Source organism: Arthrobacter sp. NPDC080086 (assembly GCF_040702285.1).
Window position 1 is genome coordinate 23,594 of sequence record NZ_JBFBKP010000037.1, and the last position, 17,135, is coordinate 40,728.

The 17,135-nt window shown below is 71.1% G+C and carries 14 protein-coding genes and 1 riboswitch; of the genes, 9 read left to right on the forward strand and 5 right to left on the reverse strand.

All coding sequences use genetic code 11. From position 1 onward, the window contains the following. Positions 1-39: 39 nt before the first annotated feature. Positions 40-1,203 carry an AI-2E family transporter gene (locus AB0305_RS13625; RefSeq protein WP_364137557.1) on the reverse strand — a complete coding sequence of 388 codons (1,164 nt, stop codon included), beginning with the start codon at positions 1,201-1,203 and terminating at the stop codon, positions 40-42. Positions 1,204-1,362: 159 nt separating this feature from the next. On the opposite strand from AB0305_RS13625, the gene ligD reads away from it, so the two are divergent. Beyond that, the gene (gene ligD / locus AB0305_RS13630; RefSeq protein ID WP_364137559.1) at positions 1,363-2,592 is read left to right on the forward strand and encodes a non-homologous end-joining DNA ligase; all 1,230 of its coding nucleotides are present in this window, start codon (positions 1,363-1,365) and stop codon (positions 2,590-2,592) included. Positions 2,593-2,601: 9 nt separating this feature from the next. On the opposite strand, the gene AB0305_RS13635 is transcribed toward ligD, so the two are convergent. Further along, positions 2,602-3,513, reverse strand: a complete 912-nt coding sequence (locus AB0305_RS13635; protein ID WP_364137561.1) for an NAD(P)-dependent oxidoreductase — start codon at positions 3,511-3,513, stop codon at positions 2,602-2,604. A 143-nt stretch (positions 3,514-3,656) separates the two neighbouring features. Between AB0305_RS13635 and AB0305_RS13640 the strand changes: the two genes are divergently transcribed. Continuing rightward, positions 3,657-4,358 (forward strand): isocitrate lyase/phosphoenolpyruvate mutase family protein, encoded by a 702-nt coding sequence (locus AB0305_RS13640; RefSeq protein ID WP_364137563.1) that lies wholly within the window; start codon positions 3,657-3,659, stop codon positions 4,356-4,358. A 25-nt stretch (positions 4,359-4,383) separates the two neighbouring features. Here AB0305_RS13640 and AB0305_RS13645 read toward each other — a convergent pair whose 3' ends face one another. The 3 genes from AB0305_RS13645 to AB0305_RS13655 form a co-directional block, all read right to left on the reverse strand. Continuing rightward, complete coding sequence (locus AB0305_RS13645; RefSeq protein ID WP_290257998.1) at positions 4,384-5,139, reverse strand: IclR family transcriptional regulator; 756 nt, start codon at positions 5,137-5,139, stop codon at positions 4,384-4,386. 183 nt (positions 5,140-5,322) lie between these two features. Beyond that, positions 5,323-6,705 carry an FAD-linked oxidase C-terminal domain-containing protein gene (locus AB0305_RS13650; RefSeq protein WP_364137565.1) on the reverse strand — a complete coding sequence of 461 codons (1,383 nt, stop codon included), beginning with the start codon at positions 6,703-6,705 and terminating at the stop codon, positions 5,323-5,325. A 50-nt stretch (positions 6,706-6,755) separates the two neighbouring features. Next, positions 6,756-8,552 carry an L-lactate permease gene (locus tag AB0305_RS13655; protein ID WP_364137567.1) on the reverse strand — a complete coding sequence of 599 codons (1,797 nt, stop codon included), beginning with the start codon at positions 8,550-8,552 and terminating at the stop codon, positions 6,756-6,758. A gap of 310 nt (positions 8,553-8,862) precedes the next feature. Between AB0305_RS13655 and AB0305_RS13660 the strand changes: the two genes are divergently transcribed. The 7 genes from AB0305_RS13660 to AB0305_RS13690 all read left to right on the forward strand — a co-directional run. Further along, a complete protein-coding gene (locus AB0305_RS13660; protein ID WP_364137569.1) occupies positions 8,863-11,049 on the forward strand; it encodes a malate synthase G in 2,187 nt (728 codons plus the stop codon). Further along, the gene (locus AB0305_RS13665) at positions 11,046-11,474 is read left to right on the forward strand and encodes a heme-binding protein (RefSeq protein ID WP_364137571.1); all 429 of its coding nucleotides are present in this window, start codon (positions 11,046-11,048) and stop codon (positions 11,472-11,474) included. Before AB0305_RS13660 ends, AB0305_RS13665 begins: the two co-directional genes overlap by 4 nt. A gap of 202 nt (positions 11,475-11,676) precedes the next feature. Beyond that, entirely contained in the window at positions 11,677-13,119 is a 1,443-nt protein-coding gene (locus AB0305_RS13670; RefSeq protein ID WP_364137954.1) for an LCP family protein, read from the forward strand. Positions 13,120-13,254: 135 nt separating this feature from the next. Then, the gene (locus tag AB0305_RS13675; RefSeq protein WP_364137573.1) at positions 13,255-14,163 is read left to right on the forward strand and encodes a polysaccharide deacetylase family protein; all 909 of its coding nucleotides are present in this window, start codon (positions 13,255-13,257) and stop codon (positions 14,161-14,163) included. Positions 14,164-14,267: 104 nt separating this feature from the next. Next, positions 14,268-14,807: a PadR family transcriptional regulator gene (locus AB0305_RS13680; protein WP_364137575.1), complete on the forward strand. Its 540-nt coding sequence runs from the start codon at positions 14,268-14,270 to the stop codon at positions 14,805-14,807. A gap of 5 nt (positions 14,808-14,812) precedes the next feature. Further along, complete coding sequence (locus tag AB0305_RS13685; protein ID WP_364137577.1) at positions 14,813-16,522, forward strand: AarF/UbiB family protein; 1,710 nt, start codon at positions 14,813-14,815, stop codon at positions 16,520-16,522. Between the two features lie 174 nt (positions 16,523-16,696). Next, positions 16,697-16,847, forward strand: a riboswitch (cyclic di-AMP (ydaO/yuaA leader). Positions 16,848-16,853: 6 nt separating this feature from the next. After that, a partial coding sequence (locus AB0305_RS13690) for a hypothetical protein (RefSeq protein WP_366173180.1) occupies positions 16,854-17,135 on the forward strand: 282 nt, incomplete at its 3' end.

Below are 17,135 nucleotides of genomic sequence, written 5' to 3' on the forward strand. Positions count from 1 at the left end.
CGACGGGCCCGGGCTAGTGATTCGTGGCTCTGGACGGGCCTACCCCGCGACTGCCGGCTCGTGGGGTGGGGACTGCCCGGATGCCGGCAGGTCGGCGGCGTCGCGCCCGGTCCAGACCTTGATGATGGTCCAGCCGACGGCGGCCAGCGGCACCGCCAGCAGCGCCCCGATGACACCGGCGAGCATGGTCCCGGCGGCCAGGGACAGCAGGATCACCAGCCCGTGGATGTTTAGCACCTTGCCCATCAGCAGCGGCTGCAGGACATGGTGTTCGAGCTGGTTGGCGCCGATCAGGACGGCGAGGACCACCAGGGCAGGTACCGGGCCGTTGGAGACGAGGGCCACCAGGACGGCGAGGCTGCCGGCGGCGGTGGCGCCGATGATCGGAATGAACCCGCCGATGAACACGAAGACCGCCAGCGGCACCGCCAGCGGGACGCCGAGGATCAGCAGTGCGACGGCGACAATGGCGGCGTCGATCGCGGCGATCAGCGCCGTGCCCCGCACGTAGCCGCCGAGGACGCGGGTGCTGGCCGCGGCGGCGCGGTGCGCCCGGTCACGGTGCCGGGCCGGGAGGAACCCGAAGAGGAAGGCCCGGATCACGGCCCCGTCCTTGAGGAAGAAGAACAGGATGACGGCCATCAGGACTATGCCGGCGAGGATCTCCCCGCCGGTGCGCAGGCCGGTGAGGGCGTCGGAGCCCAGGTTGCCGCTGCTGAAGAACTTCTGCACCGATTCCTTGGCGTTGGCGAGCTCCTGGTCCGAGACCGGGACCGGCCCGTTATTCAGGAAGGCGTGCAGCTGGTCGATCCCGGCCAGTGCGCGGGTCACCAGCTCCTTGAACTGCATCCGTACCAGGGCGACGACGGCGGTGACCACGCCGCCGAACACGGCCAGGACCGCGACGAAGGAGGTCAGCACGGCCAGGGCCCGCGGCCAGCCGTGGCCGGCCAGCCAGCGCACCAGCGGGGAGATGGCGGCGGCGAGAATTACCGCCAGGAGCACCGGAATGACCACGAGCGGCACCAGGATCAGGACCCGGATCACCACCCACGCCAGCCCCACCAGCAGGAGCACCTGCGCCGCCCGCGTCCCGGCGCGGCCCAGCCCGTCGGACCAGAGGGCCGCCGGACCCTTCGACGGCGCGGCGGGCGACGGCGCGGCGGGCTCCGGCGCCGGATTCTGGTATTCCTGCTCGCACATGGGGATCCTCCTTCGTCACCGCCGAGCAGCCCGCGGACCGGGCGCACGCGGTGTGTACCGTTGCTGACTGCGGATTATCCCGGCAGAACCTGATGGCCGGCTGGCAGCGGGCCGCGGTGGCCTCTGGTTGGGGCGCGGGAACGTTGCTAGCGTGGCCGCATGAGCCCGTCGAAGACTCCGCCTGAGATCATCACCGCGGCCGGGCACGAGGTGAGCATCTCCAGCCCGGACAAGGTGGTCTTCCCCGGGCCGGGGCTGACCAAGCTGGACCTGGTGCACTATTACCTCGCCGTCGCCGACGGCGCCCTCCGCGGCGCGGGCGGCCGGCCGATGGTCCTCAAACGGTTCCCCAAGGGCATCGACGCGGAGCCGTTCTTCCAGAAGCGGGTCCCGGAGAACCATCCGGACTTCATCGATACCGCGACCCTGCACTACGCCTCCGGGACCTCCGCGGAGGAGGCCGTGATCCGGGACGCCGCCGGGCTGGCCTGGCTGGTCAACCTCGGCTGCCTCGACCTGAACCCGCACCCCGTCCGGGCCGCCGACCTCGAGCACCCGGACGAGCTGCGGATCGACTTGGACCCCATGCCGGGCGTCGGCTGGGAGCAGATCGTGGACACCGCCCTGATCGCCCGGGGCGTGCTCGACGACGTCGGGCTGGTCGGCTGGCCGAAGACCAGCGGCTCCCGCGGCTTGCACATCCTGGTCCGCATCACGCCGGACTGGTCCTACCCGCAGGTGCGCCTCGCCGCCGAGACCCTGGCCCGGGAGGTGGAGAACCGGGCCCCGGGCCTAGCGACCGCCCGGTGGTGGAAGGAGGAACGCGGCGAGAGCGTCTTCGTCGATTTCAACCAGAACGCCAAGGACCGCACCGTGGCCTCCGCCTACTCGGTGCGTCCGCTCCCCGACGCCCGGGTGTCCGCGCCGCTGACCTGGCAGGAGGTGCCGTCCGCCCGGCCGGAGCAGTTCACCGTGCTGACCTTGCCGGACCGGTACGCAAAGGACGGCGACCCGCATGCGGGCATCGATGAGGCCGCCGGCAGCCTGGCGGCCCTGCTGGAGCTGGCCGGGACGCTGGGCCCGGCGGAAAAGGCGCCGAGGGGCGCCGGAAAGGACGGCTCCGGGCGGCGCCAGTCCGTGATGCCGCTGATCGAGGTGGCGCGGACCAGGACCAAGGCGGAGGCGCTCGCGGCCCTTGAGGCGTGGAAGGCGGGCCATGCCGGGACGGCGGCAGGCCTGCACCCCGCCGACGTCCTGGTCGACGGGATGCGCGGCTCCAGCTCGCTCTGGTACCGGGTCCGGATCAACCTCCAGCACATCCCGGAGGACCGGCGGCCGCCGCAGGAAGAACTGCTGGCCGACTACGATCCCTGGGCCGGCCGGTCCTGACGGTTACCGTTAGTCCCCGGCCCCGCCGTCCGCCGGCGTGCTGGCGTAGTACGCGGCCGCCATGTCCTGCTTGGACCGGCCCTGGGCGGCCACCCGCTCCAGCCGGGCCGCCGCGGCCTCGGTCCCGTCGAGGCGGATGCCTTGTTCCGCTGCCGCCGCCAGGATCAGCCGGGCGTCCTTGAGCGAGGTGTCCACGGCAAACGACGCCGGGTCCAGCTTGTCGCCGAGGATGAGTCCGGCCTTGCCCCGCAGGAAGGGCAGATCCAGTCCGCCGCCCTCGATCAGGTCGAGGAACTGCTGCGGCTCCACCCCCAGCGCCCCGGCTAGGGCCAGGATCTCGCCGGTGGCGTTGGAGGCCGCGATGACCCAGCTGTTGACCACGAGCTTCAGGCGGGCGGCGGTACCGGCGGCGGCATCCTCACCGGTCCAGGTGGTGCGCGCCCCGATCGCGTCCAGGACCGGTGCCACGGCGTCCCGCACCGCGGGCGCACCGGCGGCGATCACCAGCAGCTGGCCGGCCTCGGCGGGTTCGCGGGTGCCGGACACCGGAGCCTCCACCAGCTCCAGTCCCACCTCGCGGGCAAGCTCCGCCAGGGCCCCGGCGTCGTGGACGCCTACCGTGGTGGACTGCACCCAGGCGGTGCCGGGCGTGATGCCGGGGGCTGCCTGCCGGATCACCTCCGTCACCGCGGCGGCGTCGTAGAGCATCGTCAGGACCACGTCGGCGCCCTCGACCGCCTCGGCGGGGGTCGCGGCCGCGTGCGCGCCGGCATCGGCCAGGGGGCCGGTCTTGGCCGGGTCGCGGTTCCAGACCCGGACGTCGAGGCCGGCGCGGAGAAGGTTGCGGGCCATCGCGGCGCCCATGATGCCCAGGCCGAGCACGGCCACGGTGCGGGCGGTGTTCTTCGTCGTCTCGTTCATGCGGCCATGCTAGCCGCACAGCCTGACAGCCGTTGACGGACTCCGGGACCCGGCGTAGACCCATATCCAGGGGCGGGCACCGGCTGGAACAACGGCGGGGAGGAGAGAAGGAGGACACATGGACACTTTTCGGGAGCTTCGGCGTGGCGGCAAGCGCCGGCTATCCCGACGGCGGGCGGGCCAGCAAGGCGGCGACGGCGGCGCTGGTGCCGCTGCTGTGCCGGCTGCCGGTGTTCGTGACGGCCGACGTCGAGGACGGCTACTCCACGGATCCCGGCGAGGCGGCCGATTTTGTCGCGGGCCTGGTGGAGGCGGGCGTGGCCGGCATCAACCTGGAGGACAGCCTGGACGGGCATCTGGTGGCCCCGGAGGACGCCGCCGCGAAGATCGCCGCCGTCCGGCACCGCTGCCCCGGCGTGTTCATCAACGCCCGGGTGGACAACCTGTGGTTCAAGGAGGACCCGACCGTGGACGCCGTGCTGGTGCGGGCCCGGCGCTATGCCGACGCCGGGGCGGACGGCATCTTCGTCCCCGGGCTTGCGAACCCGGCCGAGATCGAGGCCATCACCGGGGCCCTGGAGCTGCCGGTGAACGTCCTGCCGCATCCCACCCTGACCGTGGCGGAACTTGGTGGGCTCGGGGTGCGGCGCGTCAGTTCCGGGTCGCTGCCCTACCGCGCGGCGGTGGATGCCGCCATCGCGTCCGTCGCGGCCCTGCGGGACGGGCGCACCGTCCCGTCCGCCACCCCGTACTGGGACATGCAGCACCGGCTCGAGTCTTACGCAGCGGCGCTCCGGCCGCAGGTAGAAGGTCCGGCGGAAGGTGGGGCGGAAGGTCCGGAGTAGCCCCGGGAGCAGGCCCGCGAGGGGCCTAGGCGAGGCTCAGTTCCGCCGAGATCGCGGCGGCGGCCTCCTGCAGCAGGGGGACGGCGCGGTCGGCGAACGCCTGGTCCACGCGGGAGACCGGGCCGGAGACAGAGATCGCCATCGGCGTCGGGGCGTCGGCCACCGCGGCGGCGAAGCACCGCACCCCGAGTTCCTGCTCCTCCTCATCGATCGAGTAGCCGCGGCGCCGGATGGTGTCCAGGTCCTGCAGCAGGGTCTCGACGTCGCCGATGCTCTTGGGCGTCGCGGCCGGCATGCCGGTCCGGGACACGATCGCCCGCACCCGCTCGTCGTCGAGCTGGGCGAGGATCGCCTTGCCGACGCCGGTGGAGTGCAGGTGCGCGCGCCGGCCCACCTCGGTAAACATCCGCATGGAGTGCCGGGAGGGGACCTGGCCGACATAGACCACCATGTCCCCGTCGAGCATGGCCACGTTGGCGGTCTCGCCCAGCCGGTCCACCAGGGGCTTCAGCTGCGGCCGGGCGAGCACTCCCAGTTGCTTGGACGCCCCCTCGCCCAGCCGGATCAGCCGCGGGCCCAGGGAGTACCGGCGGTTGGGCAGCTGGCGGACGTAGCCCAGCGTCACCAGGGTCCGCAGCAGCCGGTGGATGGTGGGCAGCGGCAGCTCGGTGGCCGAGGAGAGCTCGCTGAGCATCACCTCTCCCCCGGCGTCGGCGATCAGCTCCAGCAGCTCGAAGACCCGCTCCACCGACTGCACGCCGCCTGCGGCCCGTTCCGCCATGCCACCCCTCCTCTTGGGTGCCGGCCGTCGCCGGCCGGCACCTTTTCCTGACTCACGTTGCGTGGACACCCTTCGCGCCGGGTGAGCGCACCGCGGAGCGAAATATCCGCATCGTGAAAGTTTCCGAGGCCCACGATACCGCAGGGCCTCGCGGCCACCACCGGATCCCCCGGAAGGATGCCCCTAGATGCCCTTGCCCGGGTTGAGGATGCCCAGCGGATCGAAGACGCCCTTGATAGCGTGCTGCAGGCCGAGGGAATCGTTGCCCAGCTCGTCCACCAGCCAGTCGCGCTTGAGCAGTCCCACCCCGTGTTCGCCGGTCAGGGTTCCGCCGAGGCTCCGGGCCAGCTCGAACATCTGCGCCAGCGCGGCCTTCGCCGGGCCCTCGGTGGAAGGCTGTCCCTCGTCCAGGACGATCATCGGGTGCAGGTTCCCGTCGGCGGCGTGGGCCACGGTGAAGATCCTCACGCCGGTGCGGCGGGAGATCTCCTCGATGCCGGTGACCATCTCGGCCAGGCGGCCGCGCGGAACGCCGACGTCGCCGATGCAGACGGTGCCCAGCAGTTCCAGGGACGGGATGGCCTCGCGGCGGGCCCGGAGCAGCTCCGCGGTGTGGTCCGGGTCCGTGGCCTTCTCGTACGAGGTGGCGAACGGTTCGATCGCCTTGATCAGCACGTCCTGCTCCAGGAACGCGCCGTAGCCGTCGGTCTGGGCGAGCAGGAAGGCCCCGCCCCGGCTGCGGTAGTCGGTGCCGAGGGCGGCGTCGACGGCGGCGAGGGTGGGCCCGTCCATCAGTTCCAGCACCGAGGGCGTGATGCGGGAGGCGATGATCGCCGACGCCGCCTCGGCCGCGGCGACGATGTCCGGGAAGTAGGCGGCTACCGTGGCGGTGGAGACCGGCATGGGCCGCAGCCGCAGCGTCGCTTCCACCACCACGCCCAGGGTGCCCTCGGAGCCGATGAACAGCGCATTCAGGTCGTAGCCGGTGACGCCCTTGATGGTCTCGCGGCCGGTGACCAGGATCCGGCCGTCCGGCAGCACCACCTTGAGCGCCAGCACGGATTCGCGGGTGACTCCGTACTTGGCGCAGCGCATGCCCCCGGCGTTGGTGGCGATGTTGCCGCCGATCGAGCAGATGGCCGTGCTCGCCGGGTCCGGCGCGTAGAAGAGTCCGTGCTCGGCCGCGGCGGCGTTGACCTCGGCGTTGAGCACCCCCGGTTCGACCACGATCAGCTGCTCCAGCGGATCGATGCGCAGGATCCGGTTCATCCGCGAGAGGTCCAGGACGATCTCCCCCGCCTGGGCGGAGGAGCCGGCGGCGAGGCCGGTCCCCGCTCCCCGGGCGACGACGGGGATCCGGTCCGCCGTCGCCCGGACCATGGTGTCCACTACGTCCTTGACGGCGGTGGCGTACACGACGCCGTCCGGCAGGGACGAAGGCGTGTAGCCGGAGCGGTCCGTGTTGACGCTCCGGCGGTCGGCTTCCTCGGTGGAGCCGTTCCGAGCGGCGGCGATCAGGCCGGCGGCGGAACGGGTGGCGGTGGTGTCATTGGCGGTGGTGCTCACGGGGACTGCTTTCTATCGGGTGCAGGAGGTGATCGGCGCGGGCGGGGTCCCTAGGGGACCATCCAGCCCAGGACCGGGGTGGACTGCAGCAGGACAAGGATGGTGATGAAGGCCAGCAGGCCAAGGCTCCAGCCGAGGAGCTTGCGGAACAGGACGCTCTCGGCCCCGTCCAGGCCGACGGCGGCGGAGGCCACCGCGAGGTTCTGGAGCGAGAGCATCTTGCCGAGGACGCCGGCGGAGGAGTTGGATGCGGCCATCAGGACCGGCGAGAGGCCGGTCTGCTGCGCGGCGGTGACCTGGAGCTGACCGAAGAGCGAGTTGGACGAGGTGTCGGACCCGGTGAGGGCCACGCCGATCCAGCCCAGCAGCGGGGAGAGGAAGGCGAAGAAGCCGCCGGCGGAGGCGAGGGCGAACCCGAGTGAGTTGGTCTGGCCGGAGACGTTCATGACGAACGCCAGGGCCAGGACGGAGGTGACCGAGACGATCGTCCAGCGCAGCTGGAAGAGGGTGTCGCGGTAGATCCGCAGTCCCTGCAGGGGCTTGAGCCGGTACAGCGCCATGGTGATGATGCCGGAGATCAGCAGCAGGGTGCCGGTGGCCTTGAGGTGGTCCAGCTTGAACTTGTGGGCGGAGACCTGGTGGCCGGAGGGGTCGACGGCGTCGATGCCGGGCCAGTCGAAGGTGACGGAGCCGACGGCGGTGAGCCAGTTCTTGACGCCGGGAAGCTGGGCGATGGAGAAGACGGCCATGATGATCAGGTAGGGGGCCACCGCCATCCACACATCGCGGGCCGGCGGCCGGGCGACGGTGTCCGTGCCGGTCCCGGCCGCGTCCGATCCGGCAGCGCCTGCAGCGTGAGCCGGAAGGGGCTGGCCGTTGCGGCTGACGCCGCCCAGGCCGGAGGAGGTGCCGTAGCCGGTGCGCCCGGTGGCCGTGGCGCCCACCAGGTCGGCTTCGGCGGCGTCGGTGTCGCTGCCTGTGTCTGTGTCTGCGACATCGTGCATCCCCACGATCTCGGCGGGCTGCCAGAACCGGAGCATCACCAGGACGACGGCCACGGTGGCGATCGCGGCGATCACGTCGGTCAGTTCCACCACCAGGAAGTTCGAGGCCAGGAACTGGGCCACGCCGAAGACGACGCCCGAGACCAGGGCGACGGGCCAGGTCTGGCGCACGCCGCGCTTGCCGTCGACGATGAAGACCAGGATCAGCGGGACCAGGACCGCGACGAACGGGGTCTGCCGGCCGGCCATGGAGCTGAGGTCGTGCAGCGGGATGTTGGTGACACCGTTGAGCGCGATGATCGGCGCGGCCATGGCGCCGAACGCGACCGGCGCGGTGTTGGCCAGCAGCGCCACGATGGCCGACTTCAGCGGCTTCATGCCGGCCGCCATCAGCATGGCCCCGGAGATGGCCACCGGCGCGCCGAAGCCGGCGAGGGCCTCGAGCAGGGCGCCGAAGCAGAACGCCACCAGGATGGCCAGGATCCGCAGGTCGTTCGAGATGGAACGGATGGTGCGGCCCAGCGCCTCGAACCACGGGGTGGCCACGGTCAGTTTGTAGACCCACAACGCGTTGATGAGGATCCAGAGGATCGGGAAGATCGCGTAGAAGGCACCCTGGGCGGTGGCGCTGAGGACCTGGACAATCGGCATATGCCAGCCCACGATCGCCAGGACGATCGAGAGCAGCAGGCTGGCGATGGCTGCCTTCGGCGCCCTGACCCGGAACACGCCGAGCAGGACGAACAAGAGGAGCAGCGGCAGCGCGGCCACCACGGCGGAAACAGCAAGGGACCCGGCGATCGGGTCTACGACCTGCTGAAACGGCTCAAACCTGGGACTCACAAAAACTCCTTTGTTTTACGAGTGGTGGCGGGCCTCTGACCCGGGCGTCATGGGGCGACGGGAAGATTTTCCGCATGGCGAAATAAATCTCTTATTGTGTGGATAGACCATATGTGCGATCCACATCACAGTCAACAGGTTGCCGCAGAATGGTCGGACCACCGTCGACGGTCCGCGAACGGGCGTTGACAGTCCGCCGCGGGGCTGGATAGTTTTTACTTATTGATATTTTATTTCCGCATTACGGAACTGCTGAGACACCGCAGAGCCACCGCAATGCACCACAGCAACTGAACGGAGCGTGACCGGAATGTCGAATCACCTGGAGACCAACGGACTCCACGTCGCGGAGGAGCTGTACTCCTTCGTACGGGACGAGGCGCTGCCCGGCACCGGACTCGACGCCGGGGAGTTCTGGGACGGCGCGGCCGGCCTGATCGCCGAATTCTCCCCCCGCGTCCGCGAACTCCTCGAGGTCCGCGACCGGCTGCAGCAGCAGATCGACGAGTACCACCGCACCCAGGGCGGCGCTGAGATCGATCCCGAGGCGTACGAGGAGTTCCTGCGTTCGATCGGCTACCTGGTGGAGGAACCGGCCGACTTCAGCATCAGCACCGACGGCGTGGACAGCGAGATCGCCAGCGTCTCCGGCCCGCAACTGGTGGTCCCGCTGCTGAACGCACGGTTCGCCGCCAACGCCGCCAACGCCCGCTGGGGTTCGCTCTACGACGCCCTCTACGGCACCGACGCCATCGACGACGCCGACGGCCGCGGGCACACGGAAGGCTACAACCCCGTCCGCGGCGCCGCCGTCGTCGACTTCGGCCGACGGCTCCTGGACGAGCACACGCCCCTGGCCTCCGGCTCCCACGCCGACGTCACGGCCTACCGGATCACCGACGGCGCGCTCGCCGCCGAGACCCCCGGCGGAACCACCGGCCTGGCCGATCCCGCCCAGTTCGTCGGCTACCGCGGCACCGAAGACCAGCCCGAAGCCATCCTGCTGGTCCACCACGGGCTGCACATCGAGATCCAGGTGGACCGAGGGCATCCGATCGGCTCTGGTGATCCGGCCGGCGTCAAGGACATCGTCCTCGAATCGGCGCTGACCACCATCATGGACCTCGAGGACTCCGTGGCCGCCGTCGACGGGGGCGACAAGGTGGACGGCTACCGCAACTGGCTGAAGCTGATGCAGGGCACGCTCACCGCCGAGGTGTCCAAGGGCGGCCGCAGCTACACCCGCCGGCTGAACGAGGACCGCAGCTACACCGCCCCCGACGGTTCCGAGCTGGTCCTGCCCGGCCGTTCCCTGCTGCTGATCCGCCAGGTGGGCCACCTGATGACCAGCGACGCCGTCCTGGACGCCGACGGGCAGCCCGTCCCCGAGGAGATCCTGGACGCACTGTTCACCGGGCTGGGCTCGGTGCACGACCTGCGCGGCGCCACGGCCGGCCGGAACTCCCGTGCCGGGTCCGCCTACGTGGTCAAGCCCAAGATGCACGGCCCCGAGGAGGTCGCCGTGGCCTGCGCGCTGCTGGCCGGCGCCGAAAAGGTACTCAAGCTCGAGCCGCTGACCCTGAAGATCGGCATCATGGATGAGGAACGCCGCACCTCGGCCAACCTCAAGGCCTGCATCAAGGAAGCCCGGGACCGCGTGGCCTTCATCAACACCGGCTTCCTGGACCGCACCGGCGATGAGATCCACACCTCCATGCTCGCCGGCCCCATGGTCCGCAAGGCGGATATGCGCAACTCCAGCTGGATCAAGGCCTACGAGGAGTCAAACGTGGACACGGGTCTGGCCTGCGGCTTCGCCGGACGGGCCCAGATCGGCAAGGGCATGTGGGCCGCCCCGGACAACATGGCGGACATGCTGGCGCAGAAGGCCGGCCACCCGCAGGCCGGCGCCGACTGCGCCTGGGTCCCGTCCCCCACCGCGGCGACACTGCACGCCATCCACTACCACCAGGTGGACGTCGACGCCCGGCAGGCCGAACTGGCCGGCAACCGCCGCTCCACCCTCCGGCAGCTGCTCACCATCCCGCTGGGCGACCCGGCCGGCTGGTCCGCCGAGGACCGCCGGAACGAGCTGGACAACAACATCCAGAGCACCCTGGGCTACGTGGTCCGCTGGGTCAACGACGGCGTGGGCTGCTCCAAGGTCCCCGACATCCACGGCACCGCCCTGATGGAGGACCGCGCCACCTGCCGGATCAGTTCCCAGCACGTGGCCAACTGGCTGCTCCACGGCATCGTGACGCAGGAGGAGGTGGAGGCCTCGCTGCGGCGGATGGCCGCCGTCGTCGACGGGCAGAACGACGGCGACCCCGGCTACCAGCCGATGTCCCCCGCGTTCGACGGCGAGGCCTTCCTCGCCGCCCGCGAACTGGTCCTCGAGGGGGCCGCCCAGCCCTCCGGCTACACCGAACCCGTGCTGCACCGCCGCCGGGCCGCCCACAAGCACGCCAACGACCTCGCAAGGAACGCCTCATGACCCTGACCCTGGACACAGCCCGGACCATCATCGACCAGGCCCTCGCAACGGGCGCCGAGCACGGCTTCAAGCCGCTCACGGTGGTCGTCCTGGACGCCGGCGGCCACGTCACCGCGGCCGCCCGCCAGGACGGCGCGTCGAACAACCGCTTCGAGATCGCCCAGGGCAAGGCCTACGGGGCGCTGGCCCTGGGCATGGGCTCCCGCTCGATCATGGCGCGCGCCGAGCAGCAGGCGTACTTCATCGCCGCGGCCGCCGCGGCGATCGGCGGCCGGCTGATCCCGGTCCCGGGCGGGGTCCTGATCCGCGACAGCGACGGCGCACTGCTGGGCGCCGTGGGCATCAGCGGGGACACCTCGGACAACGACGAGACGGCGGCCGCAACCGCCGTCCGGGCGGCCGGCCTGACCGCCCAGGTGGACTGAGAAACCACTCGCTCGTTGACAGCGGCACCGGCAGGGACATCACGCCCCGGCCGGTGCCGCTGGCGTTTTCCGGGCAAATCTCCAGCGACGGCCAGTATCATGGCCGGGTTCGAGAGTCTGTCGAGAGGTTGCTCCATTGCGTCACGAATCGTCCGCCCCGGGCAAGGGGACCCCTGAGCCCTACCCGGGCTACGGCACCCTGGTGGAGGGCAGCAGCAACTACCGTCGGGCCCGCCGGCCGCGCTGGCTCAAGATCACCGGCATCACCGCGGCCGTGCTCCTGGTGGGCGTGATCGCCTTCGGCGGCTACTGGCTCTGGCGGCTCCAGTCCAACATCAGCACCTCTGCGCTCGGCGCCGGCGGGGTCCGCACCGAGGGCCCGGTCAACGACAGTAAGGACCGGCTGCAGATCCTGGTCCTGGGCAGCGACACCCGCAGCGGCAAGAACGGCCAATACGGCTCGACGGCCGACTCCTCTGGCTACGGACAGTCGGACGTGATGATGCTGCTGGACATCTCGGCGGACAACAGCCACGTCAACGTCGTCAGTTTCCCCCGCGACCTCCTGGTGGACGTCCCCGCCTGCAAGGACAGCGCCACCAACGAACAGCACGCGGCCCGCTCCGGAGTCATGATCAACTCCGCCATGGCCGAGGCCGGCATCGGCTGCGCGGTGGACACCGTCAACAAGCTCACCGGCATGGAAATCGACCACTTCATGATGGCCGACTTCAACGCGGTGAAAGAACTCTCCAACACCGTCGGCGGCGTCGACGTCTGCGTGGACACCGCCGTCAACGATCCCGACTCCGGCCTGAAGCTGCCCAAGGGCACCTCCCAGGTCCAGGGCGAACAGGCCCTGGCCTTCCTGCGCACCCGGCACGCCTTCGCCAACGGCGGGGACCTCGGCCGGATCAAGGCCCAGCAGTCGTTCCTGGCGTCCCTGACCCGGAAGCTGAAGGCCGACGGCACGCTCAGCGACCCGCAGAAGGTGCTCAGCATTGCCGACACCATGACCAAGAACCTCACCGTCGACGACGGCCTCGCCTCGGTCCCGACCATGCTGACCCTCGCCAACCGGCTGAAGAACATCGACCCGGCCAAGGTCAACTTCATCACCACCCCCACCGTTCCGGCCCCGTCGGATCCCAACCGGCTGACCCTGGACGAGCCGGCGGCGGACAACCTCTTCGCCGCACTGCGCCGCAGCCCGGACCTGTCCCAGCCCGCGCCGGCCTCGGCGGCCCCGGAGACCTCCAGCGCCCCGGCCGCCCCCGCCTACAACAAGGCACTGCAGCCGGTCACCGTGGCCAACGGCACCAACGTCGCCAGCCGCGGCACCGAGATCGGCACGATCCTCTCCGACGCCGGGTTCACGAAGCTCTCCCGCATCCCGGCCCAGCCGCGCCAGCAGACCATGGTCTACTTCGGCTCCGGGTTCGAGGACGTCGCCGCCGACGTGGCGGCGGTGTTCGGCCTCCCGGCCTCCAGCGTGCAGCAGGTCCCCGGGGTTCAGGGCGTCCAGCTCTACGCCGGCGAGGACTTCGCCACGGGTTCCAAGCCCGCGGCGCCGCCGTCGCAGGCCGGCGGGGCAGTGTCCCAGACCGGCAGCGACACGACCTGCCAGGCCACCGCCGGCGGGTAGCGGGCGACACGCAACCGGACCCCGCGTCACCGGGGCGCCGGCACGCCCCGGCGTCCACTACGATGGGCGAGGTTTGAGACGGCAGGATTCCGCAGACTACCCAGTAGCCGGGCCGCGAAGAGAAAGGACATGCACGTGGCGTGGACCCCTGACCGGAGGTCATTCCTGGCGGCCGCTGCCGCCCTTTCCCTCGGGGCCCTGGCGGCGCTGCCTCAGGACAGCCGCCCGAAGGATCTCCGCGAGCCCGACGCAACCCCGGCCGACGGGCCGCTGGTGGAGACGGCCGGCGCCGACGCGCAGCCTGCCCCGGTCCCGGCCACGGCCCAGCCCCAGGGTGCCCCGTCCCGCGACCAGGTCATTGGGGCCTTCTCCCATCGCACCCCCGGCTACTGGGGGCTCGCCGCCCCGGGCGTGCTCTCGCGCCTGCCCGCGCCCGCCGGCGTCGCCCTGACCTTTGACTTCTGCGGCGGTACCGGCGGCAACGCCGCGGACACCGGCGTCCTCATCGAACTCCGCCGCCACGGGGTTCCGGCAACGCTGTTCCTCAACCACCGCTGGATCGCCGCCAACGCCGCCCTGGCCGCTGAACTCGCCGCGGATCCCCTCTTCGAGCTCGCCAACCATGGCACCTCACACCGGCCACTGTCCGTGTCCGGCAAGAGCGCCTACAACATTCCGGGCACCCGCAACCCGGGCGAGGTCTACGACGAGATCATGACCAACGACGCCCGCATCGCGGAGCTCACCGGAAAGCGCCCGCTCTTCTTCCGGCCGGGGACCGCCTATCTGGACGATGTCTCCGCCCAGATCGTGCACGCCCTCGGGGTCACACCCGTCGGCTTCTCCGTCAACGGCGACGCCGGTGCGACGCTCCCCGCCCCGGCCGTGGCCAAGGAAATCTCCGGCGCACACGCCGGGGACATCGTCATTTCCCACGGCAACCACCCCGCCGGCGGGACCGCGGCCGGCCTGGCCCGCGCCCTCGATGCGATGAAGCAGCGCGGCGAGGCCTTCGTCCACCTCCCCCGGCCCGCAGCCGCCTGAGGCTCCCACACCCGCAGCCCTATCGCCCACAGCGCAACCCTGTTGTTTCCGCATATCGGGACGTATCGTTAAGTATCGTTAGCGAACCCCTGGAGGAGAGCATCATGCGTAACTCATACCCGATGGGCGGTTTCGGCGCCCCCAGCTTTGATGGCATGTGGCAGGCCGTCGAGGACCTGCGTTCACGCTTCGAAAAGCGCACCGGCAGCCGCGCCGGCCGCGGCGAGGTCCGCTCGGCCGTACTGGCGCTCCTGGCGGAGCGGCCCATGCACGGCTACCAGATCATCCGCGAGATCGAGGAGCGCAGCAGCGGCAGCTGGAAGCCGAGCGCCGGCTCCGTCTACCCGACCCTGCAGCTGCTGGCCGACGAGGGCCTGATCCGCGCCGAGGAGTCCAACGGGCGGAAGATCTATTCCCTGACGGACGCCGGCCGCGAAGAGGTCTCCGGCGGCACCTCCGCTCCCTGGGAGTCCGCCGACGCGGACCAGGCCCCCGGTTTCGGGGCACTGCCGAAGGCCGGCATCGAGCTGGCCCAGGCCGCATCCCAGGTGGGCCGCACCGGCACGCCGGAGCAGGTCAAGCAGGCCGTGGCCGTGCTGGACGAGGCGCGCCGCCGGCTGTACTCGATCCTGGCCCAGGACTGACGCGGGTGGCGGAGGCTGGCCGGGCCCGGGCGGACCCGGCGGCCGGGACAGGGAGCACCCGCGCCCGCTACCGGAGGATCCTGCGCTTCGCGGCCTGGCACCTCGCCGTGACCTGGTGGCACGAGCTGCTGCTCCCCCGCCTGGGCCTGCGACGGATCACCGAGCGCAGCCGGACCCGACGGATGATCCGCTTCGCCCGGCGCTTCCGCGCCCTGGCCGTGGAGCTGGGCGGCCTGATGATCAAAGTGGGCCAGTTCCTCTCCTCGCGCCTGGACGTCCTCCCGCCGGAGATCACCAGGGAACTCGAGGACCTCCAGGACGAGGTTCCCCCGGTCGCGTTCCCGGCCATCCGGGACCTGGCCGAGGCAGAACTGGGCACACCGCTGGAGAACATCTTCGCCGTCATCGAGGAGACGCCCATCGCCGCGGCGTCCCTCGGGCAGGCGCACCGCGCGACGCTGCTGCCCGCGGCGGCGGAGGATGCCGGCATGAGCGGCGTCGTGGTGAAGGTTCAGCGCCCCGGGATCGAGGCGATCGTCGACGTCGACCTGGCCGCCCTGCGCCGGGTGGGCGGCTGGCTGAGCCACTTCCGGCTGGTCTCGGACCGGGCGGACATGCCCTCCCTGGTGGAGGAGTTCGCCCAGACCAGCCTCGAGGAGGTCGACTACCTGCAGGAGGCGGCCAACTCCGAGCGGTTCGACGCCGACTTCGCCGGCGACGAGCGGGTGGCGGTCCCCCGCGTCGCCTGGGAACGGACCACCCGCCGGGTCCTGACCCTGGAAGACGTCACCGCCATCAAGATCACGGACACGGACGGCCTCCGCGCCACGGGGATAGACCCCGTGGAGGTGGCTCCGCTCTTCGCATCGGTGATGTTCGACCAGCTCTTCACCACCGGGTTCTTCCATGCCGACCCGCACCCGGGGAACATCTTCGTCACCCCGGCCCCCGGCGCCGGAGGGCTGCCCTGGCGGCTGACGTTCATCGATTTCGGCATGATGGGCGAGGTGCCCCCGGGCACCCGGAGCGGGCTGCGGAAGCTGCTCATCGCGGCGGCCGCGCGCGACGGCGGAGGCCTGGTCTCTGCGATCGGCGAGATCGGGGTGCTGCTGCCCACGGCGGATACCGCCGAACTGGAGCGGGCCATGTCCCGGCTGTTCACCCGCTTCGGCGGCATGGGCTTCGCCGAACTGCGCGAGGTGGACCCGCGGGAGTTCCTGGCCTTCGCCAACGAGTTCGGCGAACTGGTCCGCTCGCTGCCGTTTCAGGTCCCGGAGAATTTCCTGCTCATCATCCGGGCGATGTCGCTCACCTCCGGGGTGTGCAGTTCCCTCGACCCGCGCTTCAACCTCTGGGACTCGGTGGAGCCGTACGCGGCACGGCTGCTGCGCGAGGAGCGCGGAAACCTCCTGCAGGACGCCGGCCGCCAGGTCTTCGACGCCGCGGCGGTGGCCTTCCGCCTGCCGCAGCGCCTCGACCGGCTGGCGGCGCGCGCCGAGGAGGGTTCCCTGACCGTGGGCAACCCCCGGCTGGAGCGCCAGGTGGCCCGGCTGGACCGCACCGTGCGCCGCGCGGTGTCCGCCCTCCTCTTCGCCGCCCTGCTGATTGCCGGCGCCATCCTCCGGCACGACGACCCGGTGCTCGGAACGGCACTCCTGGCCGTCTCCGTGCTCCCGCTGCTGCATTCCGCCTGGCCGGGACGCCGCGGACCCTGACCGCCGCTTTGTTCCCTAAGCCCGCCGCTGACGCGGCCCGGCTGCATCTCAAGCCGCCACGCGGAGGCCGGTGACTGCCGTTACTTAATTGTGATTAACCGGCTCGATGCCGTACGGTCGACGGGTGGACCGTCAACGTTGGTCCCAATTCCGTGCGTCGCTGAGCTCTGCCGCGCCCGGGATCCGCTAGATATAAGGCAGAGGCGGGGGACCCAAGTGTCCCGGGTATGGCGTTGGCCTGCCCTCGGGGTGAAGCCGTGGTGTCCCACGGCCGGATGACCTCATCCGAACCCGACAGCTAACTCCGCAGGCGTTGAGAGGTAAACCTTCCATGTCTGCACCCCAGGATCAGACGTGCGCCCCCGCGCGCCGTCGTGACCAGTCCGCTCCCTCCCCCCTTCGACGCACCGCCCTTCGGCTGAAGTCCCCCCGCGTCCTGTCCCTCGCCGCCGCGGCGGCCGTCGCCGTCGTCGGCCTCGGTTCACTCGGCCAGGCCACCCTGAACAGCCTGACCCAGGCGCAGGCGTCGGAGGTCTCCCAGGCCGCCCCCGCCTCCGCCCCGGCCTCGCCGTCGGCAACACCGGCCGCACCGGCCAGCACGGCGGCCGCCGCC